Source organism: Rhizobium sp. 22-785-1 (genome assembly GCF_053521965.1).
On record NZ_JBNWDI010000001.1, the window covers coordinates 954,670 to 980,006 of the forward strand.

Annotated in this window: 22 protein-coding genes and 1 tRNA gene; 6 read left to right on the forward strand and 17 right to left on the reverse strand. The window is 58.2% G+C overall.

Translation table 11 applies throughout. The features are described from left to right. Positions 1–59: 59 nt before the first annotated feature. From ACQZ5M_RS04520 to ACQZ5M_RS04530, 3 genes are all read left to right on the forward strand, one after another. A complete protein-coding gene (locus tag ACQZ5M_RS04520; protein WP_296016677.1) occupies positions 60–320 on the forward strand; it encodes a hypothetical protein in 261 nt (86 codons plus the stop codon). Positions 321–442: 122 nt separating this feature from the next. After that, on the forward strand, positions 443–937 hold the full coding sequence (dps, locus tag ACQZ5M_RS04525; protein ID WP_296016686.1) for a DNA starvation/stationary phase protection protein Dps: 495 nt from the start codon (positions 443–445) through the stop codon (positions 935–937). A 541-nt stretch (positions 938–1,478) separates the two neighbouring features. Next, positions 1,479–1,682, forward strand: coding sequence for a CsbD family protein (locus ACQZ5M_RS04530; RefSeq protein ID WP_296016676.1), 204 nt, complete (start codon positions 1,479–1,481; stop codon positions 1,680–1,682). Between the two features lie 72 nt (positions 1,683–1,754). On the opposite strand, the gene ACQZ5M_RS04535 is transcribed toward ACQZ5M_RS04530, so the two are convergent. Continuing rightward, entirely contained in the window at positions 1,755–2,144 is a 390-nt protein-coding gene (locus ACQZ5M_RS04535; protein WP_296016675.1) for a PAS domain-containing protein, read from the reverse strand. A gap of 401 nt (positions 2,145–2,545) precedes the next feature. After that, on the reverse strand, positions 2,546–2,935 hold the full coding sequence (locus tag ACQZ5M_RS04540; RefSeq protein ID WP_296016672.1) for a hypothetical protein: 390 nt from the start codon (positions 2,933–2,935) through the stop codon (positions 2,546–2,548). Between the two features lie 207 nt (positions 2,936–3,142). On the opposite strand from ACQZ5M_RS04540, the gene ACQZ5M_RS04545 reads away from it, so the two are divergent. Together ACQZ5M_RS04545 and ACQZ5M_RS04550 are read left to right on the forward strand one after the other, a co-directional pair. Beyond that, on the forward strand, positions 3,143–3,376 hold the full coding sequence (locus ACQZ5M_RS04545; protein ID WP_296016670.1) for a hypothetical protein: 234 nt from the start codon (positions 3,143–3,145) through the stop codon (positions 3,374–3,376). 138 nt (positions 3,377–3,514) lie between these two features. Continuing rightward, positions 3,515–3,844 carry a GCG_CRPN prefix-to-repeats domain-containing protein gene (locus ACQZ5M_RS04550; RefSeq protein WP_449079161.1) on the forward strand — a complete coding sequence of 110 codons (330 nt, stop codon included), beginning with the start codon at positions 3,515–3,517 and terminating at the stop codon, positions 3,842–3,844. A gap of 324 nt (positions 3,845–4,168) precedes the next feature. Here the strand turns inward: ACQZ5M_RS04550 and ACQZ5M_RS04555 are convergent. The 7 genes from ACQZ5M_RS04555 to ACQZ5M_RS04585 all read right to left on the reverse strand — a co-directional run bounded on the left by ACQZ5M_RS04555 (position 4,169) and on the right by ACQZ5M_RS04585 (position 12,455). Next, positions 4,169–4,245: transfer RNA gene (locus tag ACQZ5M_RS04555), tRNA-Met, on the reverse strand. 134 nt (positions 4,246–4,379) lie between these two features. Then, entirely contained in the window at positions 4,380–5,576 is a 1,197-nt protein-coding gene (gene mnmA, locus ACQZ5M_RS04560) for a tRNA 2-thiouridine(34) synthase MnmA (protein WP_449079162.1), read from the reverse strand. A 189-nt stretch (positions 5,577–5,765) separates the two neighbouring features. Further along, on the reverse strand, positions 5,766–6,953 hold the full coding sequence (locus ACQZ5M_RS04565; protein ID WP_296020556.1) for an OpgC family protein: 1,188 nt from the start codon (positions 6,951–6,953) through the stop codon (positions 5,766–5,768). A 363-nt stretch (positions 6,954–7,316) separates the two neighbouring features. Next, complete coding sequence (locus tag ACQZ5M_RS04570) at positions 7,317–8,390, reverse strand: Tim44 domain-containing protein (protein WP_449079163.1); 1,074 nt, start codon at positions 8,388–8,390, stop codon at positions 7,317–7,319. Positions 8,391–8,596: 206 nt separating this feature from the next. Then, positions 8,597–10,192: a phosphoglycerate dehydrogenase gene (serA, locus tag ACQZ5M_RS04575; RefSeq protein WP_296020559.1), complete on the reverse strand. Its 1,596-nt coding sequence runs from the start codon at positions 10,190–10,192 to the stop codon at positions 8,597–8,599. 81 nt (positions 10,193–10,273) lie between these two features. Beyond that, positions 10,274–11,452, reverse strand: coding sequence for a phosphoserine transaminase (locus ACQZ5M_RS04580; RefSeq protein WP_449079164.1), 1,179 nt, complete (start codon positions 11,450–11,452; stop codon positions 10,274–10,276). Positions 11,453–11,660: 208 nt separating this feature from the next. Next, a complete protein-coding gene (locus ACQZ5M_RS04585) occupies positions 11,661–12,455 on the reverse strand; it encodes an outer membrane protein (RefSeq protein WP_296036278.1) in 795 nt (264 codons plus the stop codon). Positions 12,456–12,888: 433 nt separating this feature from the next. Here ACQZ5M_RS04585 and ACQZ5M_RS04590 point away from each other — a divergent pair, with 433 nt between their 5' ends. Further along, positions 12,889–14,835 (forward strand): putative bifunctional diguanylate cyclase/phosphodiesterase, encoded by a 1,947-nt coding sequence (locus ACQZ5M_RS04590; RefSeq protein WP_449079165.1) that lies wholly within the window; start codon positions 12,889–12,891, stop codon positions 14,833–14,835. A gap of 142 nt (positions 14,836–14,977) precedes the next feature. On the opposite strand, the gene glmM is transcribed toward ACQZ5M_RS04590, so the two are convergent. From glmM to tolR, 8 genes are all read right to left on the reverse strand, one after another. Beyond that, the gene (gene glmM / locus ACQZ5M_RS04595; RefSeq protein WP_296020568.1) at positions 14,978–16,330 is read right to left on the reverse strand and encodes a phosphoglucosamine mutase; all 1,353 of its coding nucleotides are present in this window, start codon (positions 16,328–16,330) and stop codon (positions 14,978–14,980) included. Positions 16,331–16,779: 449 nt separating this feature from the next. Then, on the reverse strand, positions 16,780–18,726 hold the full coding sequence (gene ftsH, locus ACQZ5M_RS04600) for an ATP-dependent zinc metalloprotease FtsH (RefSeq protein WP_449079166.1): 1,947 nt from the start codon (positions 18,724–18,726) through the stop codon (positions 16,780–16,782). A gap of 160 nt (positions 18,727–18,886) precedes the next feature. Beyond that, on the reverse strand, positions 18,887–20,239 hold the full coding sequence (gene tilS, locus ACQZ5M_RS04605; RefSeq protein ID WP_449079167.1) for a tRNA lysidine(34) synthetase TilS: 1,353 nt from the start codon (positions 20,237–20,239) through the stop codon (positions 18,887–18,889). Between the two features lie 20 nt (positions 20,240–20,259). Then, entirely contained in the window at positions 20,260–21,279 is a 1,020-nt protein-coding gene (ybgF, locus tag ACQZ5M_RS04610; RefSeq protein WP_296020575.1) for a tol-pal system protein YbgF, read from the reverse strand. Between the two features lie 157 nt (positions 21,280–21,436). Beyond that, complete coding sequence (gene pal / locus ACQZ5M_RS04615) at positions 21,437–21,973, reverse strand: peptidoglycan-associated lipoprotein Pal (RefSeq protein ID WP_296020577.1); 537 nt, start codon at positions 21,971–21,973, stop codon at positions 21,437–21,439. Between the two features lie 307 nt (positions 21,974–22,280). After that, entirely contained in the window at positions 22,281–23,594 is a 1,314-nt protein-coding gene (tolB, locus tag ACQZ5M_RS04620) for a Tol-Pal system beta propeller repeat protein TolB (protein ID WP_296020579.1), read from the reverse strand. A gap of 74 nt (positions 23,595–23,668) precedes the next feature. Further along, positions 23,669–24,853, reverse strand: coding sequence for a hypothetical protein (locus ACQZ5M_RS04625; protein WP_296020611.1), 1,185 nt, complete (start codon positions 24,851–24,853; stop codon positions 23,669–23,671). 8 nt (positions 24,854–24,861) lie between these two features. Continuing rightward, entirely contained in the window at positions 24,862–25,323 is a 462-nt protein-coding gene (gene tolR / locus ACQZ5M_RS04630) for a protein TolR (RefSeq protein WP_062427953.1), read from the reverse strand. Positions 25,324–25,337: the final 14 nt, after the last annotated feature.

The following is a 25,337-nucleotide window of genomic DNA, read 5'->3' on the forward strand; positions in this document are numbered from 1 at the left end:
CGCCACCGAACCTGAGTTAAACTCATTAGTATTCACTCTGTGAGAGCCATGGGACCATCATGCGAAAGCTCAGCCTTCTTCTCGTTCTGGCGCTTGCCTCCTGTACTTCGACGGCCTCAAGTGTCGAGCCAATCCCCGGCAGCATCACCTATGGCGGTCAACCGCATAGCAGGCTGACCAAAGCCCCTGCCGGTTCCACAATGAGCCACAGTTTCAGAACCGGTGACGGTCGTCTCGCTCTGGAAACCTACCGTATAGAGCCGGACCGCTCACTGACGCTGCTGCGTCGCGAAATCATCAGCGACTATCCGGAAAACTGAACCTTCGCCATAGCGGGGCGGAATTTTCGACGCGCCTCTGAAACGCGGCGGAACATCATACGGCCCTGTCCGTTGCTCTCGTGAAAATGAAGATGCGGAGCGTTTCCGCACCCGTTCAGGAGATGACAATGAAGACTCACAAGACCAAAAACGACCTGCCCTCCAACGCCAAGGCAACGGTAATCGGGCTTTTGAACGAAGCGCTCGCCTCGATGATCGACCTGGCGCTTCTGACCAAGCAGGCCCACTGGAACCTCAAGGGCCCTCAGTTCATCGCAGTCCACGAGTTGCTCGACAGCTTCCGCAAGCTGATCGACAACCACACAGACATTGTCGCCGAACGCGCCGTTCAGCTGGGCGGCACCGCACTTGGAAGCCTCCAAAGCGTGTCCTCCACGACCAAGCTGAAGGCCTACCCCACTGACATCTACAAGATCCATGACCACCTGGCAGAGCTGATCGAGCGCTATGGCGACGTCGCCAATCTGGTGCGCAAGTCGATCGATGAGGCGGATGAGGCGGGCGACGCCAATACGGCCGATATCTTCACCGCGGCCTCTCGCGATCTCGATAAATCGCTCTGGTTCCTGGAAGCCCACGTACAGGAAAAAGCCTGACACGAAAAAGCGCCCGGAATTGACCGGGCGCTTCTCTCTAACTGAAACTAAAACCGAAGCGGATTGAAGCTATTCAGACCTGCTCCGGCGTTTTGGGCCATCCATAACAGATCGGCGTCACATCCGTAGCGCCCGATTTACGTCAGTGGCGCCTCAGAACCGCTTTTCCGATATCTCGAAGCAGATCGTGATCGAGTATGCCGCGCTGAGCGCTGCGGATCAGTATGGCAGCGCACTCATTGGCAACCGGGCTGCTGCGATCTTCAAGGCACTCGAAACAAACACCGTCAAAGATCGTCTGCAGATCCGTAATTTGCTGGGGCGACAATTGTGCGCCAACTCGTTGAAATGCCGCGTACGACAAGGCTCATCCTCCCGTAACATGCTGACAAACGATGTAAATTTCCGTGAACGATTAAGTTCTACACCCGATCGAATCAGAAGTCGAATCAGATTTTAACCAATTATCAATCACTCAATAATTGGAACCGGCTCTTCTTTCAGCCGTTACTTTGACAGACTACAATAGAGGAGACACATCATGGATTGGAACCGCGTAGAAGGTAACTGGAAGCAGGTCAAGGGCAAGATCAAGGAACAGTGGGGCAAGCTCACAGATGACGACCTTGATCAGATTGCAGGCAAGCGCGACCAGCTGGAAGGCAAGATCCAGGAGCGCTACGGCGTCGAAAAAGACCGCGTCAAAGACGATGTCGACAGCTGGTATGGACGCCAGAGCTGGTAAGAGGCGCAGCGAAAGCGCCAAAACTCCACGAGCCGCGCCACCTGCGGCTCGTGTGGCATATGGCGTGTGATTTTACTGGCGCAGCCCCACACCGCCAAGCAGTTTTTCTACAGTTATGTCTATCATCCAGCCAACACCTTTGATCGGCATCCTGTCTCGATCGTAAATGATCCGGCCCCCAACTCTGATCCACCGATAACGCTCAGGATCGATTTCGATCTCATAATCCTCCTGGTACAGGTTGCCATTGAGGAGATTGTCGTGGATGGCCTTCGCTACTCTTTCCCGGCTGGATGGTGCGACCCTCATCAGAAACGCCTCGATCGTCATTCCCTCCGCCCCTTCCGCCTCCGAAAACCCGCAGATCGCGGCACTCACCCGGTCTAGCGAAAGCCAGTTCTCGGTGACGTCCCAGGAATAATACCCTACCTCGTTGATGTCCTTGCCTAAAAGGCAATCCATATCCCTCTCCAAACGGGCGCAACCCTACCGTGCGCCCACATTTTGCTCCATAGTGCGAAGCCGCGATCACGCTATGTGACAAACATAAGACAACACTAACATTTATAAGACCGTAGGGTGAAGCAGAGTTCCAGCCGTGTGGTATTTTATCAACGACATTCGTGAACTGGCCTACACCAAGGCTAAGCTCTGCGACGGTTTTCCGATGTCCACACGCGAGAAATCGCCACACCCTTTCGGCTGCGAGCAGTTTTTACCTCAGCCTCTATGATGTCGAAGCTTTCGCCCTCTTCGGCGCTGAGATTCCATGTGGATGCCTTAGGGAGCTTGTGTTAAGTTGCAATACAGGAAAGGGAGTCTGGCAAGCCAGCGCTCCCTTCTGTCATGTTTATGCCTGCACGTTAATTGGCCGGGCAATTTGTCTGAGATGAGTTGCCGGCTGTTGTGCCCTGATTTCCATTTGCACCGGGCGCGCAGTCGGTGTTGTTGGTATCAGAATTTGGCGTGGGAGATGCGGCACCGGAGCCATTCGTGCCAGGCGCCGTTGTGCCAGGTGCGGTCGTCGTGCCTGAGCCGGTCGTGCCAGCGCCGGATGAACCGGTTCCGGATGCGCCGGTACCAGATGCACCGCCAGCGCCTGCACCGGTACCGGTACCATCAGAACTTGAGCTGGAACCCGCACCGGCAGCGCCAGAGCCACCAGCGCCTCCAGAACCACTACCCGCACCCTGAGCCATCGCCAAAGACGCAAAACTCAACGCAAAAACCGTTCCAACGAGAATCTTCTTCATCTGCTTTCCTCCAAGCGTTGTTGTCGTTACGCTAATCCAACAAGTCGGAGGGCACTCTGTTCCTATTTATATATTTCCGCTGTGGCGGAACAAACCGGCGGCGACTCAAGAACCCCCCACAAACGTCAGAACAAGCTCGGATGCTTCCCGGTCGCGAGGAACCGAGAACGTAAGAGACAGTTGTTCTCACTCACCTGGAGAAAAGATATGAAATTTCTGAGCGCAGCAATTTGCCTTTTATCGATCGGCTTTTTGAGCAGTTGCGTCGATGACCGTTACAACGGCGCCGGATACGGCAGCATGGGCGCACGCGGTCAATCCTGTGGTTACGGACAGAACGACGTCTCCCATCCCTATGCGGGGCGATGTGACTGGCGCCGCGAAAACGGCAGGGACTGGGCCGATAGCGGAGCGAACAACTCCATCTACCGGCGACGTTAAAAGAAATACATGGCACGAAGTGGCCGGATTGCTTCCAGGCATCCAGGCACCTTTTTGCCATGAAATGATCAAAATCCATTCAGAAGCCGTTCACGCGACCGAGAGCTAAATGAGGTCACTCACAGAGGAGTGATGAAAATGCGCAAGATCGTTCTAAGCGTTGCGTTACTGGTCAGCGGTTTGATGGGAACAGGCGCGAGTGCAATGCCTCTCGCCCGGCCTGCAGCACCCACGATGACCGATATCCAGACGGTCGATTATGCCTGCGGGCGCGGATACCACCTCTCGCCGCGCGGTTTCTGCCGTCCAAACGGACCCCCGCGTTACGAGCGTGCCTGGGATCGCAGAGATCCGTGGGAAGCCCGGAGAGAGTGGCGCGAGCGCCAGGCGAGACGAGAATGGCACGAGCGCCGAGCGTGGGAGCGCGAGCGTGAGTGGCGTAGAGGCGGATATGACTACCGCTGGTAAAATCATGGAGCCCGCCATTCAGGCGGGCTCCATTCCCAACTGCGTGAACGGTTAAACTGGAATGATCTCATGCTTCATTGAATCGCTCTTGGGCAGCCTGTTCGGCGGCGCCAACACACCAAAAACCGAAGCGGAACGCAAAGTGCGTCGCGTCATGGTGCCATTGGTCATAATCTTCTTGGTCGGGCTGGTTGTCGTGAGTGCGTTGTGATGCAGCGCATTTGATAGGACGGCGGTTTAACCTGATAAACAACGGGCAAGGCGCACGCGTTCAGCACTATCCAAGATCTTGATCTGCTGAAGCTAAAACAACTAGTGAGAGAATGGTAGCGGGAGAGGGACTTGAACCCCCGACACGCGGATTATGATTCCGCTGCTCTAACCACCTGAGCTACCCCGCCACGAGGGAAACAAAGCTGCGATCTGCGGCCCGTTTCATCAGGATGAGCGGCTTATAAGGTGCCGCTCCCCAAGGTGTCAAGCGCAACCTGCGCAAAAAGTCAGTCTTTCTACAGCCCCAGCCCACGGCCCGATTTCAGGCTGCGACCGGGTTGGCGAGCAGCGCTTTGAGCGATGCTTCCGCTTCCGCGGAGCGCTCCGAACGCTCGATGAAACCGCCGCCATAGACACGCGCGTCTGGTCCGGGTGCGGAGTAGAGAACACAGGCTTGGCCGGGTGCGATGCCGGCCTCGCCGATGGTGAGATCCACATAGATGCCCTTCTCGTCTGTATGAAGAACGGCTTCTGCCGGAGGGCGGGTGGAGCGGACCTTGGCGAAACAGGCGAAGCCACCGGCGGCGTCGTCTTCAAGCGCGCCGTCGCCCAGCCAGTTCATGTCACGCAGATAGACGCGGTGGGTTTCCAGCGCCTCGCGCGGGCCCACGATCACGCGGCGGCCACGGGCGTCGAGATGCACAACATAGAGTGGCTCGCCGGTTGCGACACCTATGCCGCGGCGCTGGCCGATCGTGTAATGCACGATACCGTCATGGCGGCCAAGCACGCGGCCGTCCAGATGCACGATATCACCCACAAGCGCTGCATTCGGCTTCAGCTTGTTGATGATGTCGGTATACTTGCCCTGCGGCACGAAACAGATGTCCTGGCTGTCCGCCTTCTTGGCAACGACAAGCCCCATCTCTTCCGCCAGCGCACGTGTTTCCGCCTTGGACAGCCCGCCAAGCGGAAAGCGTAAATAGTCGATCTGCTCCTGCGTGGTGGCAAACAGGAACCAGCTCTGGTCACGGTCGCTATCGATCGGGCGATAGAGCGCGCGGCGGTTGGGATTGCCCGGCACGGGGTTACGACGCGAGCGGATATAGTGACCTGTCGCCAGTGCATCTGCACCCAGTTCCTGGGCGGTGGCGAGCAGATCGGCAAACTTGACCGTCTGGTTGCAGGCAACGCAGGGCACAGGCGTTTCGCCCATGGCATAAGCTTCTGCAAACGGGTTGATCACGGTTTCGCGAAAGCGCGCTTCATAATCCAGCACATAATGGGGAATGCCGAGCGTTTCGCAGACGCGACGCGCATCGTCGATATCTTGGCCCGCACAACAGGAGCCGGCGCGATGAACGGCGGCGCCGTGGTCGTAAAGCTGGAGGGTAATGCCGAGGACGTCATAGCCCTCACGCTTGAGAATGCCGGCCACTACGGAGGAATCGACGCCACCGGACATGGCAACGACAATCCGGGTGTCTTCCGGCTTCTTGTCAAAGTCGAGCGTATTCAAGGTTTTTCCAATCGTCAGTCATAACGGGGGTAAAGGCCCCGCCGCCTGTCGTCAAATCCATGAAGCTCAGCCTCAAGCGAGACATGGAAGCTTGGATTTTCAAGCGCTGCATATAGAAAGAAAAGCCCTGAAACGCAAGTACGGGGCGGCACGTGCCACCCCGTAGAGGATTGTCGCTGTGTTGCCGTATCAGGCGCCAGCAGTCTTCTGGCTGTCGCCGATCCACTTGTCGCGTTCGCGCCAGAGGGCTGGGATTGCCAGCATCGCAATGCCGACGACGGCAATCGCGGTCTTCTGGATTTGCGTCAGTTCCGCAGTGCGGCCATCCAGGTAGTAGATGCCGTAGACGATGGCGACATGCCAGACATAGACCTGAAGCGAGTGGCGGCCGAGAAGCTGCAGAAACTTCAAAGACAGCACCCAGATCACGCCAGCGGCGATCTTTTGTACGATCGGGTTGTGATGCTTCGGACCGGCAATGATCAGCCATGTCAGGCCAACGCCAACCGCCAGGAAGTTGATCAGGTAGACCGGGCCGAAATCGGCGCGGATTTCCATGGTCGAGAACTTGCCGAGCATGAATTCCGGCATCAGATTCCAGGCCGTCGCAATACGCAGCGGAACGAAAAAGACGCAGACAATCAGCGCGGCCTTTGCAATCCAGCTGCGCTCCGGCGAGAAGATCTTGGTCCACGGAATGCGGTTCTGCGCCGTCATCGCACCCAGGACCAAGGCGGTATAGAACACGAGCTGCCAGCCGAACAGGTTGAAGCTGACGCGAATGCCCTGCTCGTCTACACCCTTCACCACCTCGTTCATCGGCGTGGTGAAAAGCTGCTGCAGACCGAGCTGACCCGCCATCCACACCAAGAGCGAACCGGCCATGACGTAGGCCCATTTGCCGTCGAGGCAGAGCTTCACCAGGAACGGCGCGAAAACCATGTAGACGATATATTGCGGCAGAATGTCCATGAAGGTCGGCTGGAACAGGAAGGTGGCAATCGCTGCCAACCGCAGCGGATCGTCAAACGATGTCATGCCGAGCCAGTTGTACCAGATATAAGGCGCATGCGGGATGACCATGCGCGCGAAGAGGACTGCAATCACCAGCCCCATTGCGTATTTGTACAGTTCAAGGGCGCGGTTCCAAATCATGTCGCGCCCGGCCTCGTAGCCGTATTTCACCATCTTGCGGGCATACACCATCCCGATCAGCAGGCCGGACAGGAACACGAAGCCCTGCGCGTCCTCAACGAAGGCAAACTGACGGTGGTTGATTTCCACCAGCCAGAAACCGCCTGCGAAGACCAGATGGTTGATCAGCATAAAGACGAGGAAATAGCCGCGCATCCCGTCGATCAGGTCGAAGCGTTTCATCGTTAAAGCTCTCCATTTCGCGGACCGCGCTTATGATCGGTCGCCGTGTTCCTCTACTCGGGTTTGTCCGTGGGTCGGCCCGAAGTTCGGATTGTCAACGCGAATAGAAGGCGGCGGTTCCGCCTATGCGCGCATTTGCTAAAACGCGAGCGGTTCACGTTGACGTGTGCCTTTCTGGGTTAAAAGGCTGCGACTGAATGCGGGATGAACAAAAAAAGGCAATAAATGGACAAGGATGCGGCGCTCCTTTTTCCGGCATTCAGGGCATCTGCCGAAAGCGACTGCTGACCAGTGCAAAGCGGTAAAACAAAAAGGCGCCGGAATACAAATCCCGACGCCTTTATTATTTAAGAAAGTGAGAGCTTACGCCGCAGCCTGGATGGCTGCGACCTGCCACTCGGAACCATCCTTGCGAACGAAGGTCCACATCTCGGTCGATTCCTCCGGCTCGTGCTCGTTGCCTTCAATCACCTTTCCGGTGGTGCGATCACGCATGATGTCGATTGCCGAGTAGCGCATAGCGACAGTGGCGTAGTCCTGACCGTTTTCATGCCATGCTTCCGCAACGTCGCCCTGGAGTAGCGTCACATCGCGCACGTCGTTCTTCACGCCGCTCGTTGCGTGATCGCTGAGCTCTTCGGCCAGATAGGACATGGCTTCCGGTGTGGTGAGCTTGCGAAGCGTACCGTAGTCCTCGGCAGCATAGGCAGACTGTACCTGCTGCAACATGTGCTGAAAGGTTTCGAGGTCACCATGCGTCACGCCGATTTCATCGCCTTCGGACATGGCGTTTTCATGCGGCGCGGGCTTCGGCGCAGCTGGCGCGGCAGCCGCCGTTGCCGCAGCAGCGCCACCAAAGGCGCCGGCTCTGGAACCCATCTGCGGGATCTTGAAGCCACCCTGCCCTTTTCCGTCATTGCCGAAATAGTCGTTACGCGCATTGTTTGAGCTGGAAGCTCCGCCATAGGCCGGCTGGCCCTGGCGACGCGATGCGAAAAAGCGCATGGCAAGCATCACAAGACCGCCGACCAGCAGCACCTGTAGCAGCATGCCGAAGAAGCCTGCCATACCACCGAAACCGCCGCCCATCAGCATGCCGAACAGGCCGCCCATCAACAGGCCACCCATGAGACCGCCCATCATGCCACCGAACATGCCTCGGTTCTGCTGCGGTGCCTGCGCTGTTGGGCGCGCCGGCTGGGCCGCATTCGGCTGAGACGTCGGGTTGGTGTTGGGCGTCATACTACGGTTGATCGGCGCGGCCTGGCCCGGCGCTGTATTGGTCGCGGGCGGTGCCGAAAAGGTCCGCGTTCCACGGCTGCCGAAGCCGCCGCTGGCACGGCGTGCTTCTGCCATATCGACAGCCACGAATGAAACCGCGATCCCCAAGGCGGCAACTGCGAACAAACCCTTAAAGCGCCGTATGGCAGCAAACATCGTTATCTCCTGTTGGGTCGCCCTCCCATTGAGCGACAAAGAACGAAGGGCATATAGCAACTATCGGTCTTCATTTTGAGAGCTCAAACCATAAATATTTCGTGATGCACAACCCTTGGTAGTTACCCGCCTTACGAGCCAAAAAAAAAGCCCGGTGCGGACTATCCGCACCGGGCTCAAGGATCAGAGAAAAAGTCCTGGGCCGATCAGTCGATATTGAAGGTCAGCGGCTTGACCTGGCGGATTGCCGGGTTGGCGCGCAGCTTGTTCAACACCTCTTCCGAGACCGGACCATCGACATAGAGAAGCGCAATCGCATCGCCGCCATTGGCTTCACGGCCCAACTGGAAGTTGGCGATGTTGACGCCCGCTTCACCGAGCGTCGTGCCCATGAAGCCGATCATGCCGGGGGTGTCGGTATTGGTGATGTAGATCATGTGCTGACCGACATCGGCGTCCATGTTGATGTTCTTGATCTGGATGAAGCGTGCCTTGCCATCCGAGAACACCGTACCAGCCACCGAGCGAACCTGGTTTTCCGTCTTGACGGTCAGCTTGATGAAGCCGTCATAGACGCCGGTCTTGTCGCGCTTGACCTCGGAGAGGATGATGCCCTTTTCCTTGATCATGATCGGCGCGGAAACCATGTTGACGTCTGCCACCTGCGGACGGATGAGACCGGCCAGAAGCGCGCTAGTCAGCGCCTTGGTGTTCATGTTGGCGGTTGCGCCATCATAAAGAATTTCGATTTCCTTCGTGGCGCTTTCCTGCACCTGGCCAACGAAAGAGCCGAGAACGTCGGCAAGCTTGATGAAGGGCTTGAGGCGTGGCGCTTCGTCAGCGGTGATGGACGGCATGTTGATGGCGTTGGAAACCGCACCCTTGACGAGGTAATCCGACATCTGTTCGGCAACCTGCAAAGCGACGTTTTCCTGCGCTTCCGTCGTCGACGCACCAAGATGGGGCGTGCAGACCACGTTCGGCAGGCCGAAGAGCGGGCTTTCTGTGGCGGGCTCGACTTCGAAGACGTCGAAACCGGCACCGGCGACATGGCCAGACTTGATGGCATCGGCGAGCGCTGCCTCGTCCACCAGACCGCCACGGGCACAGTTGACGATGCGAACGCCAGGCTTGGTCTTGGCAAGGTTTTCCGCGCCCAGGATGCCGCGCGTCTTATCGGTCATCGGCACGTGAAGCGTGATGAAGTCGGCGTGTGCCAGCAGCTCATCAAGCTCGACCTTGGTCACACCCATTTCCTGGGCCCGTTCCGGCGACAGGAAAGGGTCGTAGGCCAAGACGTTCATTTTCAGGCCAAGAGCACGCGAGCAGACGATGGAGCCGATATTGCCGGCACCGATGACGCCGAGCGTCTTGCCGGTTATTTCGACACCCATGAACTTCGACTTTTCCCACTTGCCGGCCTGGGTGGAGGCGTCAGCCGCCGGAAGCTGGCGGGCAACGGCAAACATCAGGGCGATTGCGTGTTCGGCGGTGGTGATCGAATTGCCGAAAGGCGTGTTCATGACGATGATACCGCGACGCGATGCTGCCGGAATATCGACATTGTCGACGCCGATACCGGCGCGGCCGATGACCTTCAGATTGGTCGCGGCTTCGATCAGCTTTTCCGTCGCCTTGGTGGCGGAGCGGATGGCAAGACCATCATAATTGCCGATGATTTCGGCGAGCTTGTCCTTGTCCTTGCCGAGCTTCGGCTGGAAATCCACTTCGACGCCACGGTCGCGGAAGATTTGAACGGCGGTTTCCGACAGTTCGTCAGATACGAGTACGCGAGGTGCCATTGTATGGGCTCCTTGAAAAGAGGTTCAGTCTTTAACAGCGGGAAGAATGCGCGGCCCTGCACTTCGCAGGGCCGGAATGGATCAGGCCGCAACCTTGGCAAGCGTTGCCTTCTGGGTCTCGAACGCCCATTTCAGCCATGGCATCACGGCCTTCATGTCGGCCGTTTCGATGGTCGCACCAGCCCAGATACGAAGGCCGGACGGCGCATCGCGATAGGCGCCGATGTCGAGCGCCACATTTTCCTTTTCGAGAAGGGCAACCATGCCCTTGGCGAAATCGGCCTGGGCGCCAGCATCAAGCGCTGCAACATCCTTGCAGACGATCTTGAGGCAGACGGAGGTGTTGGAGCGCGTTTCATCCGCAACCGCCAGATTGGCGATCCAGTGGTTCTCCGTCACGAAGTCGAAGATCACCTTGGCATTAGCGTCAGCGCGTGCAATCAGCGCCTTCAACCCGCCGAGGTTCTTCGCCCAGAGAAGCGCATCGATATAGTCTTCAACGCAAAGCATCGAGGGCGTATTGATGGTTTCGCCGGTGAAGATGCCTTCGATCAGCTTGCCGCCAGACGTCATGCGGAAGATCTTCGGCAGCGGCCAGGCCGGAACATAGGTCGTGAGGCGCTCGACGGCGCGTGGCGACAGAATGATGACGCCATGACCGCCCTCACCGCCCAGAACCTTCTGCCAGGAGAAGGTCGTGACATCGAGCTTGGCAAAATCGAGATCCTGCGCAAAAGCCGCAGAGGTTGCGTCGCAAATGGTCAGACCCTTGCGATCGGCAGGAATAAAATCGGCATTGGGGACGCGGACGCCAGATGTGGTGCCGTTCCAGGTGAAGACAACATCGCGGTCGAAATCGACCTCTGCAAGGTTCGGCAGCAGGCCGTAATCGGCTTCGAACTTGCGAACATCCTTGAGCTTCAACTGCTTGACGACATCGGTGACCCAGCCGGCACCGAAGCTTTCCCAAGCCAGCATGTCGACGCCACGTTCGCCAAGCAGCGACCACATGGCCATTTCAACGGCACCTGTGTCGGATGCGGGAACGATACCGATGCGGTAATCGGCAGGAACATTCAGAATTTCGCGGGTGAGATCAATGGCCTGCTTCAGCTTGGCTTTGCCAACCTTGGCGCGATGCGAGCGACCGAGCGGTGCATCGGAGAGAGCATCTAGCGACCAACCGGGGCGCTTCGAGCAGGGACCTGAAGAAAAATGCGTATTGCCCGGACGAACGTCCGGCTTCACTATATCTGTCATTTGACTATCCTTCCAGATAGGCGCTCCACGTTAGGGTGGAGTGTCCTGACACCGTTGCTATTCCTCTCGCCCGTTTCCGTCAAGCGGAATATGTCGCAAGCTTCAAGAATTTTGTCCGATCTGCGTCAGCTGCCGGTCACTGCGCAAACGAAAGCCGCCCGTATCGCGAAGATACGAGCGGCTTAATTCTACGTTCGATCTGTGACGTTTACTTGTAAACGGCAGGCTGAACCGGAATATCGGCAGGCGGCATATACTGTGCGGTATCGCAACCATTGAAGACGTAACGGCCACCGAGACGAATCTCATGCGATGTCAGGCCCTTGTCGCGACCAGGACCAGCAGCGCCGTTGAGACCGAACATCTCCCCCTGGCCGATCTGGCGGAAGCGGTAACCGATATCGGCCTTGAAGTCGCAGGTGACATCAACCGTGGCACCAGCCATAAGAGCGTAAGCGAAGCGCCAGCTGCCCTTGCCGTCGAATTCGCAGCAACCGGAATCCGTCTTGAACGTGTCCCACTTCACATGCGCCCCGCCGATACCTGCGCCGACATAAGGGGTGACACGGCCATAGGTGCCGAGATCGACATAGGCGTTCGCCATCAGGCCGAAGGCCTGGAGCGAGGTATGCGACTCTAGGCTGGGAGCAGTGCCCCGGAATTTCGACTTCGAGAGATAGTCAACCGTCAGGTCGGTGCGCAGATAATTGTTGATCTGATAGCCCACGCCTGCGCCGAAGAGGACGCTGTCCTTCTGGGACGCGCTGGTGAAGCTCACATCCTCCATCGCAGATGCAGACACAGCGCGGTTAAAGCTGCCGCCACGGAACTTGTTGAAGGAATAGCCGACATCGCCGCGCAGGTACCAGCCGCTCGCCTCTTTCACCTGAATTTCCGGTGCGCTTTCGATGTAGGCAGGAGGGGCTGTCTGATAGACATCCGCAGCAAGTGCGTGTTGACCTGCCATCAGAACGGCAACGATACCGATCAGGCTCTTCTTCATAACGGGCGGCTCCATAAGCGGTGTACGCCAGGCGGGCATACACCAGTGATTTCTTCATTTATGGAATCTGAATGAAATTGGTTAAGTGACGATTAACGTGCAGCCCAATCAATATTAATTCGCTAATAAATGCGGTGAATATTGTGTTAACGACAGTAATATTTCCCTTGGCAGATGATGCTCTTGGCCAAACCAGTCATTTTCGAGCATCCAAGGATTGCAGGCCCAAAGACGCCCGCAACTGCACGACGTCCGCAATATTCCCTCGACTTATTTGTATTTCGAAAGAATGATATTAACCGGCATCCAGTATAGAATGGAACAACTGCCTACAGGATGGAAACTATTATCCGCCGCGCAGGTTAGGACGCAATGATAAGAAGCCGTCGAACCAGACGGTCAACACATGTTCCAGAGTGGGCCCTGCTTGAAAATGAACCTGAGAAGCATCTTCGCCATCACATCCCCACCTGATGACAATCCCGAACTCCTGCGGGCACAGTTTCTCGCCTTTAGTCGGCAAATGCCGATGATGTATTTTATCCTGCTGTCGAGCACTTGGGCGCTGGCGTTGACATACGTATCGACAGCACCTGTGTGGCTGTCGCTCGGCACACCCCTGCTCTTCACGCTGATGTGCGGAGCACGTATCACCTTCTGGCTGCGCAAACGGCACATAGTCCCTGAAATTGCGGAGATTTCGGCTAACCTGAGACGGGTGAACATCCTCGGCACGGTCAGTGCTGTCGCGTTCACCGCCTGGTCCTGCACGCTCTATCCCTATGGCGACGCCTTCCAGAAGTCACACGTCGCCTTCTACATGGCCATCACGGTCATCTCCTGCATATTCTGCATGATGCATGTGCGCTCTGCCGCGCTCATGGTGACGGCGATCGTCAACGGCACATTCGTGGTCTTTTTCGCAACGAGCGGCCATCTGACGTTGGTCGCAACGGCGATCAACATTCTGCTCGTCTGCTTCGGCATGCTGGTGGTTCTGAAAATCAATTACGACAACTTCGAACAGATGGTGCTGGCTCAGCAGAAAACGGAAGCGCTGAGCAACGAGAATCTGAGACTTGCCAATATCGACAGCCTGACCGGCCTGCCGAACAGGCGCGCATTCTTCCATCACCTCGAAACATCCTTCAAGCTGGCGCAGCAGAATGACGACAGACTCGCCGTCGGCGTCATCGATCTGGACGGCTTCAAGCCGGTGAACGACCTTTATGGACACTCCGCCGGCGATCGGCTCTTGCGGGAGGTGGCCGAAAGGCTGGGCGAGTTGTGCGATCAACGCAACATGTTTCTCGCTCGCCTGGGCGGCGACGAGTTCGCCTTCATCACATCCGGTCAGATCAACGATAATGAGATTCTCAACGACGGCAACAAGATGGGCTGTCTTTTGCGTATTCCATTCGAAACGCCGGACGCAACGATCATGATCTCGGCCTCGATCGGCATCGCCGTCTATCCCAACGTCGCATCGACCCCGGATGAACTTTTCGACCGAGCCGATTACGCTCTCTACCAAAGCAAGCGCGAACACCGCGGCAACAGCACGCTCTTTACAGCAAGGCACATCGTCGAGATTCACCGGGATGCACGCATCGAACAGGCTTTGCGCAAAGCCGACCTCGATACAGAGCTATCCGTTGTCTACCAGCCAATCCAAGACGTGACGTCAGGGGAAACAGTGGGCTTTGAGGCTCTGGCGCGCTGGGACAGCAAGCTCTTGGGAGCGGTGACGCCCAGCCAGTTTATTCCGATTGCCGAACGCGCAGGCATCGTCGGCACGCTGACGAAACCTCTGCTAAAAAAGGCTCTAGGCGCGGCGAAAACCTGGCCCGGCACTATCAGGCTGTCTTTCAATCTCTCCGCCCAGGACATCAACAGTGCCGAAGCCACGCTCGCCGTTATCGCCATCATCGTCAATAGCGGCTTCGATCCACGACGGCTTGATCTCGAAATCACGGAAACGGCCATCATCCACGACACGCGACAGGCGCGCAAATCTGTCGAAGCGCTGCGCAAGATCGGCTGCGGTATCTCATTGGACGATTTCGGCACCGGCTATTCGAGCCTGACATCCCTGCACTCGCTGCCGCTGACCAAGCTCAAGATCGACCGCAGCTTCGTCAGAAACATCCAGGACGATACCGCCAGCTACAATATCGTACGCTCTCTGCTGACGCTAAGCCGGGAAATGGGCCTGGACACAATCGTGGAAGGCGTGGAAACCGAAGCCGAGTTGGCCGTCATCAAAACGCTGGGCTGTACGCTGATTCAGGGCTACTTGTTCTCAAAACCAATGTCCGACGAAAGCCTTCATGCGTTTCTCAAGCCAGCATCTACCAGCGTTGACCAGCTGTCGGTGTAAGCAATCTCCAAAGCAGGGCTTGCGCGAAACCGCACTACGGTTATGCGATGCAGCAGAAACCTCCCGCGTCCTCCGGATGGAAGGCTGGTTTCAGGAAAAGAAGCCTCCCGCTAAAGCGGCACATGCCCGATGGGAATGCCGGTCAGGCAGCCGACTTCGCGTTGGCAATGATGCCGACGAGATCGTTGACGATGCGTTCGACCTGCGCACTGTCGTCGCCTTCCGCCATCACCCGGATCAAGGGTTCGGTACCGGATGGGCGAATGACAAGACGTCCCTTGTTAGCAAGCGCGCTTTCCGCATCTGCAATAGCCTGCTTGACGACGGGGTTTTCCAAGGGTTTTCCGCCGGAGATGCGGACATTCTTGAGGAGTTGCGGGACGGGCTCGAACTTGCGGCACACCTCGCTGACCGTCCGGCCCGACCGTTTCACCCGCGCCAGCACCTGAAGTGCTGCGACAAGACCGTCACCGGTGGTGCCGTAATCGGACAGGACGATATGGCCCGACTGTTCGCCGCCGACGTTGAAATCGTGATTGCGCATATGTTCGACAACGTAGCGGTCACCGACCTTGGTGCGCGCAAGTGTCAGACCCTTGTCGCCAAGGAAGCGCTCGAGCCCGAGATTGGACATGACGGTTGCGACAATGCCGCCGCCGCGTAAGATATTGTCCTCCGCCCAGCTGTGGGCAATCGTCGCCATCAGCTGGTCGCCGTCAACGATCTGCCCACGCTCATCAACGATGATCACGCGGTCGGCATCGCCATCGAGCGCAATGCCGATATCGGCGCGCACCTCATGCACCTTCTTCTGTAGCGCGTCGGGATGGGTCGAGCCGCACTCGAAATTGATGTTCGTACCGTTCGGCTCGTTGCCTATGGTGACAACTTCCGCGCCGAGTTCCCACAGCGCCGTTGGAGCCACCTTGTAGGCTGCGCCATTGGCGCAATCGATGGCGATCCTCAAACCGCTCAGCGTCACGTCGCGCGGGAGCGTCCGCTTGACGAATTCGATATAGCGATAGATATCGCCATCAACGCGCTTGGCGCGACCGATTTCATGCGGCTTGGCAAGCTGCGCATAGATATCCTTGTCGAGCAGATCCTCAATTTCGAGCTCAAGCTCGTCGGAAAGCTTGTAGCCATCCGGGCCGAAAAGCTTGATGCCGTTATCGGCAAAAGGATTGTGCGAGGCCGAGATCATCACGCCGATATCGGCACGAAGCGAGCGTGTCAGCATGGCGACGGCAGGCGTCGGGATCGGACCAAGCAGGAAAACATCGAGACCAGCAGCGGTGAACCCGGCAACCAGCGCATTTTCCAGCATATAGCCGGAAAGGCGGGTATCCTTGCCGATGACCACGCGATGACGGTGATGACCACGCCGGAAGATCGTGCCAACGGCAATGCCGACCCGCATCGCCAGATCCGGGGTCATCGGGAAAACGTTCGACTGCCCGCGAATGCCATCAGTTCCGAAATAGCGACGTGTCATGTGAGCTCCAAATATATGACGGCGCCACACATCGACAGGCGGCAACCTTTTCCGCTAGATGCCACAAAGCGAGTCTGGCGGCACGTAAATTACCGCAAAAACCAAATATATGTCGTGAGTGGCGGCCTTTCTCCCCAGGAAAGCGTGAGTGGGTAGCCAAGGTTCTGCCTGGCAAGACACGTGACACGACGCAGCAATCTGACAACCGCGTATGTCATCCTCTAAGATGTGAGGCGTTCCCTGCAAACCCTTTTCCATGACGCAAAGCTCCACTGCCCCTCTCATCCTCAAGCTCGATGCGATGATAGATAGATCTCAATCGCTTGCCGCTGAAGCCTTCGGATCCACGGATCGAGGCTGACGATGACGGAACACGTGGACGCGCTCACCGCCAGACAAAAAGGCCGCCCTTTTGGAGCGGCCTTTTGTCATCGACTTTTGTGCGAGATTTAGTGCGGCTGGGGTTCCATGCCGCCTTCCGCCTCGCCGTCACCCTTGGCCTCATTCGAGCCGTCCTTCTTGACGCCGGCTTTGGGGACTGCGGAACCGCGGCTGCTCGACGAATCATCGCCCATGTCGCGCGCAGGCTTTTCGCCACGCAACAGTGCCTTGATTTCTTCGCCGGACAGCGTCTCATATTCCAGCAGGCCTTCGGCAAGAGCTACGAACTCGTCGTGCTTCTCGGTCAGGATGCGGCGCGCTTCGGTGTAGGCTTCGTCGATCAGACGGCGAACTTCGCTATCGATCGTGCGCGCCGTCGCCTCGGAAACGTTCTTCGACTGCGAAACGGAATGACCAAGGAAGACTTCCTGCTGGTTCTCGCCATAGGCGACTTGACCGAGCTCGTCGGAGAAGCCCCATTGCGTCACCATGGCACGCGCAAGCTTGGTTGCCTGCTCGATATCCGAAGATGCACCTGAGGTGATGTTTTCCTTGCCGAAGGTCAGCTCTTCGGCAACGCGGCCGCCCATCATGATAACGAGGCGCGATACCATCCACTTGTAGCTCATGGAGTAGCGGTCGCCTTCGGGCAACTGCATGACCATGCCGAGTGCGCGGCCACGTGGAATGATCGTCGCCTTGTGCAGCGGATCGGCCACCGGCACGTTGAGCGCGGTGATAGCGTGGCCCGCCTCATGGTAGGCGGTCAGCTTCTTCTCGGCCTCGGTCATGGCGGTCGTGCGGCGTTCCGCGCCCATCATGATCTTGTCCTTGGCGTCTTCGAATTCCTGCATGGTGACGACGCGCTTGTTGCGACGCGCGGCCATCAGGGCTGCTTCGTTGACGAGGTTCATCAGGTCAGCACCGGAGAAGCCCGGCGTACCGCGTGCCAGAACCTTGAGATCGACATTCGGCGCCAGCGGCACGTTACGGGCGTGAACCTTCAGAATGCGCTCGCGGCCGACGATATCCGGGTTTGGCACCACGACCTGGCGGTCGAAACGGCCTGGGCGCAGAAGTGCCGGGTCGAGAACGTCCGGACGGTTGGTCGCGGCGATCAGGATGATGCCTTCATTGGCCTCGAAGCCGTCCATCTCGACCAGAAGCTGGTTCAGCGTCTGTTCGCGCTCATCGTTACCGCCGCCAAGACCGGCACCGCGATGGCGCCCGACGGCGTCGATTTCGTCGATGAAGATGATGCAGGGCGCGTTTTTCTTCGCCTGTTCGAACATGTCGCGGACACGGGACGCACCCACACCAACGAACATTTCGACGAAGTCGGAACCGGAAATAGTGAAGAACGGCACATTGGCTTCACCGGCAACCGAGCGCGCCAGAAGCGTCTTACCCGTACCGGGAGGACCCACCAGCAGCACGCCACGCGGGATCTTACCACCCAGACGCTGAAACTTCTGCGGATCGCGCAGGAATTCAACGATTTCTTCAAGATCCTGCTTGGCTTCATCCACGCCGGCGACGTCGTCAAAAGTGACGCGGCCATGCGCTTCGGTCAGAAGCTTCGCCTTGGATTTGCCAAAGCCCATCGCGCCACGCGACCCACCCTGCATCTGCCGCATGAAAAACAGCCAGACGCCAAGGATCAGGAACATCGGCAACAGCGTGCCCAGATAGCTGAGGAAACCGGACGAGCCATCGCTTTCAGGCCGTGCGACGATGGTGACGTTCTTCTGTTGAAGACGATCCATCAGCGAGTCGTCGATCACTGGAGAATAGGTCTGGAATGTCGTGCCGTTCTCGGCATAGGTGCCCAGGACGCGGTTGCCGGTTACCGTCACCTCACGAACACGGCCAGTGTCGACGTCACGAATAAATTGCGAATATGGAATTTCGCGTGAGCTGGATTGAGACGGGGACGTCTGAAACATGCTGAAAAGTGCGATCAGCAGAAGAGCAATCACCGCCCACAAGGCGAAATTTCTAAAATTTGGGTTCATTGAACTCCCCGAACTCCAACGGACGTATGACCGCCCGCCATTATGTTGCCCCTAACATAAGGAGGACAGTTGCGGTTGCCAAGGCGAAGCGGAGAAGGAGATGTGTTTTGCGGTAAAAACTCTGCGAAATTTCGACGCAATTTTCCAAAGCGCCCGCCTGTTACAGGCCAAGGCAGGTGATCGGGAGCTGCGGATAAGCCTCGCGCCCCAGACGAACGGCGATCGCATTGGCCAGATCGAGATCGAAACGCGTCAGGAACAGGTCATAGGGCGCAAGCAATGGATGGATGGAAATCGCTTCCATCAAAACCCGAGCCTCTCCTCCCTCTTCAGCCTTGTCTGGCCTGAGATAAGGCTGCGCCAACCGCGCACGTTTGAAGACGCCTGAAGGAACTGTGTTGGGACAGTCGCCCTGTCCTTCTCGCGCCGTATCGGCGCAACCTTCGCCGCTCACGATCATGGCGACGTCCGAGCGATTGGTGATCTCGAACCGTCCATCCCAGACGATCGTTGCACCGGGAGAAATCGTTGTTCTCGGCACATCGCGGTTTTCCCGCATCAGATAGAGTCCGTCCTTGCGTCGGTCGAAGACGACGCGCCCCGCCGTGAGCCTGCCAGGCATTCCTCCGGCCAGAAATTCCATCACCCTGTTCAGGCTGTCGGCGGCGAGCGGATAAGGCCTGCCACCGGCAACGCAGGCCAGCGCGGAGATCGCATAGCGAAGAATGCCGGCATTCTCTCCAAGATGCTCTGCGTGCAGCCGGATCAGGCCCGCAGGAAAGACATCGACGGCGCGGGAAACGAATGCGGCAGCACGCGACGCAAGCTCTGCCCTCTCGAGCGATGGAGCGGCCGGGGCCAGATCGACTGGCTCCGGCATTTTGCGGACCCGCACCCGTTCATATTTCACATCCTCGTTAGACGGATCGTCGAACCAGCCCTGGTTCTTGGTCACGAGATAATCGCGTATATCCTGGCGCCTTACATTCAGAAACGGGCGCAGCACCCAGTGCCGGGAATTGTAAAGAACCGCATCGGCCATGCCGGAAAGGCCGGGCCTGTCCTGCGCCGCATTGCGATGGCTGCGCATGGTAATCGTTTCACGCTGGTCGTCGCGCGTATGGCCAACGACGACAGCAGTCGCGCCGATCTTGTCGGCGACCTCGCCGATCAGCCGGTAGCGCGCCAGTCGCGCCGCAGCGGAAACGCCGGTGTTGGGCTTCTCGTCAGTCCAGCGAAGGCTGTGATGGGGGATGGCAAGCGCATGGCAGAACTGCGCGACCGCGACCGCTTCATCGGCAGCCTCGGGCCGCAAAGCGTGGTCTATGGTGACAACCTCAAGTTTGACATCGACCTCAGCAAAGAGGCGAAGACTGTCGTTGAGCGCAAGAAGTAGGCCGGTGGAATCACTGCCGCCTGAGACGGCAACAAGAAGAATGGCGGGCTTTTGAAGTCTGTCGAGAAAGATCCGCGCTGCCTGAAGTGGCGCAAGCGGAGAAGACGGCGTTGCCATGGCAGGGGCTGCGAGCAGGCTCAGCAGCCGATACGCTTCTGTTCGCTGGTGACCTTGCCCAAAACGGTCTTGGAGGCGCTCGGATAGCGCTTGGGCACTTCCCGCAAGGTCGCGCAGGCGGTGTCTTTATTGTCGAGAGCGGCAAGCGACATGCCGAGCTTCAAAAGCATTTCAGGCGCCTTGGGAGACTTTCCGTAATTCTTGTGGCCGTCGAGAAAGGTCTTTGCGGCAGCGGTAAACTTGCCCTGCGAATATTGCGCTTCGCCAAGCCAGAAGCTGGCATCAGCCGCCTTGGAGCCATTGGGATAGCCCTGAATATACTTTTCGAAGCCCTGCTCCGCTTGCTTGTAGTCGCCAGCCAGAACATGGCTGTAGGCTGCCTGATAGATATCGTTCTCGCTGGTCAGCGCAGCGGTATTGACCGGATCGGTACCACTCGGACGGCTGCCGGTGGCGACACCGGGAAGAGCGCCCGCAGAATTATTGGCATTGGAATTCAGCGTACCGCCAACCGGCAGGCCGCGAGAATCGAGTTCGATGGAGCCGAGCGTCGTTTCCCCAGGTGCGGCATTGGAGCGTGGCCCGGTCGAAGCGGCACCGCCTGCCACCGAAGCGCCGTCGGAAGACGGCTCCCCGATGATGGTGGCGACATCGTCAGATGGCGCACCGGATGTGCCGGCAGGCGGAAGATCCGCCTCCGCCTTCTTCTTCGGCGTCGCTGCCGGTGCGGAAGACTTGCCACCGCCACCTTCCAACTGCTGGAAGCGGAATTCATTATCTTCCTGCGCCTTGCGAATAGTTTCCTGCATCTGGAGAAGCTGGAAGCTCATCTCTTCGATGCGACCGTTCAACTGGCGGATCTGCTCTTCAAGCTGCTGTACGCGATAGGTCTCATTGGCCTGGACATTGACCACCGGAGCCTTCGAGTTGGTCGTGCTAGCGCTCCCACTCCAACCGAACAACGGCTGCGACATCGCTGTGCCGCTCAAGCCGGTGCAGGCTGCAAGCCCCAGCATTCCCGCCACGACAAGTTTCTTCATAGTGCTTCCTGTCTCATTGATTTGCGCCCCAGCGGCGCAACTCCAGATTTTTTCCATCTGCGATGAAAAAGCAACTTAACTTCGGCCAAACTATGAAAAAAACGAAAGGCGGCCCGGGGGCCGCCTTTGCAAAATTCATCACGATTGCGCGAGGCAATTACATGCCAGCGCCGCCAAGAACGGTAACCGCACGGCGGTTCTGCGACCAGCAGGAGATGTCGTCGCAAACGGCGACCGGACGTTCCTTGCCGTAGGAGATCGTCTTCATGCGGTTGGCAGGGACGCCCTGAGAAGCGAGGAATTCCTTCGTGGCGGCTGCACGGCGTGCGCCGAGTGCCAGGTTGTATTCGCGCGTGCCGCGTTCGTCGGCATGGCCTTCAACCGTGATGGCGTAGTTCGGGTAGCGAGCAAGCCACTGAGCCTGGCGCTGCAGGGTCTGCTGCGCATCGGCACGGATCGAGGTCGAGTCGGTATCGAAGAAGATGCGGTCGCCGACATTGACGGTGAAGTCCTGCTGCGAACCGGGTGTCGCAGAACCTGCACCACCATTGAGGCCGAGATCGCCTGCGCTGTTGGGCATGTTCTTCTTGTTCGCGCAGCCGGCAAGTGCCAGAGCGAGCGTCAGAGCGATGACAGCCGGATTGCGGGCGATTTTCTGCATTGGGCTAAGCGCCGAAGTGTGTGTACGGCTCATCGCCGGTCTCTCCTTAGGATTTCGATAACGTTGCCAGACGCTAACCGATTGAGGTTAACGGCCCCCGAACGCGTATGGTTAACAAAACGGAAATGTCCCAGTTTTTTGCTCCCTCACAGCTATTTGCGGCAAGAAAGAGGCGCATTTCCGGCATTCTCCACAAAACCGCCACAAGAGCCGCGACTACGGACTAATGTGACGGGTATTGATCGAATATGTCATGCAAGCCTGTGCGACGGTCTGGTGCGACATGCACCGTCACACACGGCTACTGCCCTACAGCGAATCGCACAGATCGCGACACGCTTCAGTCCAGCAGCGGCGACCACGCCGGGTCGGAAGCATAGGTCGGTGTCTTCACCTGCTGCTCGTTATAGCCAGTCAGATCGATGGAAAAGAGCTGCGGGCCACCGGCGCCTGCGTTCTGGCGGAAGAACATCAGGACGCGACCATTTGGCGCCCATGTCGGACCCTCATTGTGGAAGCCCGACGTCAGAATGCGCTCGCCGGAGCCATCTGGCTTCATCACACCGATGGAGAACTTGCCGCCCGACTGCTTGGTAAAGGCAATCAGATCGCCACGCGGAGACCAGACCGGCGTGGAATAAGCGCCATCGCCGAAGGAAATACGCGTCTGGCCGGAGCCGTCGGCATTCATCACATAGATCTGCTGGCGTCCGCCACGGTCGCTTTCGAACGCGATGCGCTGGCCATCCGGCGAGTAGGACGGAGCCGTATCGATCGCGCCGGTATTGGTCAGACGCGTCGTTGTACGCGAGCGCAGATCCATCGTGTAGATATTGGCGTTGCCTTCCTGCTGAAGGCTCATGATCACCTTCTGACCATCGGGCGAGAAGCGCGGGGAGAAGGTCATGCCGGGGAAGTTGCCGACGACTTCGCGCTGTCCGGTTTCCAGTTGCAGCAGGTAAACGCGCGGCTGGTTGCCCTCAAACGACATGTAAGTGACTTCCTGGCGGTTCGGCGAGAAGCGCGGCGTCAGAACAAGGTCGTTGCCATTGGTCAGGTTGCGAACATTGAAACCATCCTGGTCCATGATGGAAAGCTGGCGCTTGCGCTGCTGCTTCGGACCGCTTTCGGAAACGAAAACGACGCGGGTATCGAAGTAGCCCTTTTCACCAGTGACGCGCTCATAAATCGCATCGGCGATGATATGGGCGACGCGACGCCAGTTTTCCGGCTGGGTAAAGAACTGCTGACCCATCATCTGCTGGCCGGCGAAGGTATCCCACAGACGGAACTCGGCGCGAAGACGGCCATCGGCCTCCTTCGTCACGCGGCCGGTAACCAGTGCCTGCGCGTTGATGACCTTCCAGTCTTCGAAGCGCGGCGACTGGTCGGGATTGCTGATCTTCTCGATGAAGGCACTCTTGTTGATCGGCGCAAACAGCCCCGAGCGTTGCAGATCGGCTGCGACCACGGCGGAGACCTGCGCGCCGATACCGTCACCCGACATGAAATCGGTGATCGCGATCGGCAGCGGTTGGACATTGCCTTTCGTGATGTTGAGCCGAACTTCCGCGTTGGCCGGCGTGACCGCAACGAACGACAGGATGAGGCCGGAGGCCACCATCATCGCGCGAAGGAAAGAGAACTTGATCATCGAAACAAGCCTTTCAGCTTTTTATGAATTGCACTTTGATCGGAATAGGGATGTGACAGTTTCAACGTCCTGCCTCACACACCGAAATCGTCCGGCGTGAATGTCAGCAACAACGTGTTCCATCCTTTTTCACCATCGTATTTATCCGCTGGGAGATTGGTAAATGGCGCGGATCTCATGACAGCGCGGACCGCACTGCCCTCCACCGCACGGCGCGTGCCTTCCGGCCCGCCGGTTGCGGAAACCTCAGGCCGCCCGACAATCGCGCCCGACCGATCGAGCTGGACACGCACTTCGACGACCACCTGCGCGACATCCGTCAGACCGGCGACCATCGACCAGTTCTTGGAAATCTGCCCGCGAAGGGCATCCATCTCGCTGGCACTCAAACCCGTGCCGATCGTCTTCTTGCCGCCAAGCGCCGCCGTCTGGGTTGAGCGCTTCGCGCCGCCGCCGGATGGCGCCTGCTTGTTGAGAAGCGCTGAAATCTCGTCGGCGTTGAATTCGCTCTGCTGAGTTGCGGCAGCTTTGGCGGTTTCCTGCTTGCGATCAGCCACCTTCTTGTCAGAAGGCTTTTCATTGGCCTTGGCCTGATCGCTCTTCTTCTCGGTGGGTTTTTCCGCAGGCTTCTGCTCAGCCGGTTTCTGGGCCTCGGGCTTTGGCGGCTCGGGCTTCTGTTCCGGCGGCTGCGGGCGCGCATTCGGGCGCGGCACATTCTGCGGCACGGCAATTTCCGCCGGTTCCTGGCTCTGCGGTGGCGGCTCTTCAGCCTTTTGTTCGGCTGGCTTTGGCTCGGCAGGCTTCGGCGGTGGCGTGATTTCCGGTTTTGGCATGGGAAGTGCCGCCATCTCCTGCGGCTTCGGCGCGGTCTCTTCCTTTACGATGTCCTTGACGTCGTTCGGGTTGGTATCGACGACCGGCGCCGGTTGCTCCTGCTTGGGCGGAGCGGCGGCAGCGACATTGTTGTTCGGCTTTTCAGTCGGCGTGGGCGGCGCATCGAGATCGGCGCTGTTGTTGCCGATATTTTGCGCGTTAGGTACGGTGTCAGGACGCGTGGTCGGCACCGGCGCGGATTTCTCCGCCTTCGGCGCCTTCTTGTCACCCTGTTGAATCTGCGTCATTTCCTCGACGGACACGAGTTCTACAGGCATCGACTCGGCCTGAGACACCTCGAGCGGTGCCGGCGAGCCCAGGGACACAAGGGCAAAGGCCAGCAGCGAGGCGTGCACAATCGCAGATGTGGTGATGCTGCCCTTCATCGCGGTCGTCAATTATCCTGTTTCTGTTGCGTTACGAGGCCGATATTCTTGAAGCCGGCACCCTGGATACGTGCCATCACATCCGCGACAACGCCGTAGGCGGCGACAGAATCGGCACGCACGAAGACGCGCTCATTGTATCCGGTGGTGGCAATCGCCTTCAGCTTGTCGGCCACTTCCGCCGCTTCGATCGGCGTTTCCTGCAAATGGATCTGGCCATTGGCATTGACCGAAATGGTGATCGGCTGCGTTTCCGAATTGAGAGCAGACGCAGAGGTCTGCGGCAGATCGACCGGAACGCCGACCGTCATCATCGGTGCTGCCACCATGAAGATGATCAGCAGCACGAGCATGACGTCCACGAGCGGTGTCACGTTGATTTCGCTGATCGCACCGCCGCCACGGCGACCGCGTCCACGGCCGCGACGACCGCCCGAACCACCACCGCTTCCGCCTGCTGACATACCCATCGCGTTTTTACTCC

What these genes read in the sequence shown, in the direction of transcription:
- ACQZ5M_RS04520 (WP_296016677.1), top strand. Translation starts at nt 60, where the DNA reads ATGCGAAAGCTCAGCCTTCTTCTCGTTCTGGCGCTTGCCTCCTGTACT.
- dps (WP_296016686.1), top strand. Translation starts at nt 443, where the DNA reads ATGACAATGAAGACTCACAAGACCAAAAACGACCTGCCCTCCAACGCC.
- ACQZ5M_RS04530 (WP_296016676.1), top strand. Translation starts at nt 1,479, where the DNA reads ATGGATTGGAACCGCGTAGAAGGTAACTGGAAGCAGGTCAAGGGCAAG.
- ACQZ5M_RS04535 (WP_296016675.1), bottom strand. Translation starts at nt 2,144, where the DNA reads ATGGATTGCCTTTTAGGCAAGGACATCAACGAGGTAGGGTATTATTCC.
- ACQZ5M_RS04540 (WP_296016672.1), bottom strand. Translation starts at nt 2,935, where the DNA reads ATGAAGAAGATTCTCGTTGGAACGGTTTTTGCGTTGAGTTTTGCGTCT.
- ACQZ5M_RS04545 (WP_296016670.1), top strand. Translation starts at nt 3,143, where the DNA reads ATGAAATTTCTGAGCGCAGCAATTTGCCTTTTATCGATCGGCTTTTTG.
- ACQZ5M_RS04550 (WP_449079161.1), top strand. Translation starts at nt 3,515, where the DNA reads ATGCGCAAGATCGTTCTAAGCGTTGCGTTACTGGTCAGCGGTTTGATG.
- ACQZ5M_RS04565 (WP_296020556.1), bottom strand. Translation starts at nt 6,953, where the DNA reads ATGAAACGCTTCGACCTGATCGACGGGATGCGCGGCTATTTCCTCGTC.
- ACQZ5M_RS04570 (WP_449079163.1), bottom strand. Translation starts at nt 8,390, where the DNA reads ATGTTTGCTGCCATACGGCGCTTTAAGGGTTTGTTCGCAGTTGCCGCC.
- serA (WP_296020559.1), bottom strand. Translation starts at nt 10,192, where the DNA reads ATGGCACCTCGCGTACTCGTATCTGACGAACTGTCGGAAACCGCCGTT.
- ACQZ5M_RS04580 (WP_449079164.1), bottom strand. Translation starts at nt 11,452, where the DNA reads ATGACAGATATAGTGAAGCCGGACGTTCGTCCGGGCAATACGCATTTT.
- ACQZ5M_RS04585 (WP_296036278.1), bottom strand. Translation starts at nt 12,455, where the DNA reads ATGAAGAAGAGCCTGATCGGTATCGTTGCCGTTCTGATGGCAGGTCAA.
- ACQZ5M_RS04590 (WP_449079165.1), top strand. Translation starts at nt 12,889, where the DNA reads ATGAACCTGAGAAGCATCTTCGCCATCACATCCCCACCTGATGACAAT.
- glmM (WP_296020568.1), bottom strand. Translation starts at nt 16,330, where the DNA reads ATGACACGTCGCTATTTCGGAACTGATGGCATTCGCGGGCAGTCGAAC.
- ftsH (WP_449079166.1), bottom strand. Translation starts at nt 18,726, where the DNA reads ATGAACCCAAATTTTAGAAATTTCGCCTTGTGGGCGGTGATTGCTCTT.
- tilS (WP_449079167.1), bottom strand. Translation starts at nt 20,239, where the DNA reads ATGGCAACGCCGTCTTCTCCGCTTGCGCCACTTCAGGCAGCGCGGATC.
- ybgF (WP_296020575.1), bottom strand. Translation starts at nt 21,279, where the DNA reads ATGAAGAAACTTGTCGTGGCGGGAATGCTGGGGCTTGCAGCCTGCACC.
- pal (WP_296020577.1), bottom strand. Translation starts at nt 21,973, where the DNA reads ATGAGCCGTACACACACTTCGGCGCTTAGCCCAATGCAGAAAATCGCC.
- tolB (WP_296020579.1), bottom strand. Translation starts at nt 23,594, where the DNA reads ATGATCAAGTTCTCTTTCCTTCGCGCGATGATGGTGGCCTCCGGCCTC.
- ACQZ5M_RS04625 (WP_296020611.1), bottom strand. Translation starts at nt 24,853, where the DNA reads ATGAAGGGCAGCATCACCACATCTGCGATTGTGCACGCCTCGCTGCTG.
- tolR (WP_062427953.1), bottom strand. Translation starts at nt 25,323, where the DNA reads ATGGGTATGTCAGCAGGCGGAAGCGGTGGTGGTTCGGGCGGTCGTCGC.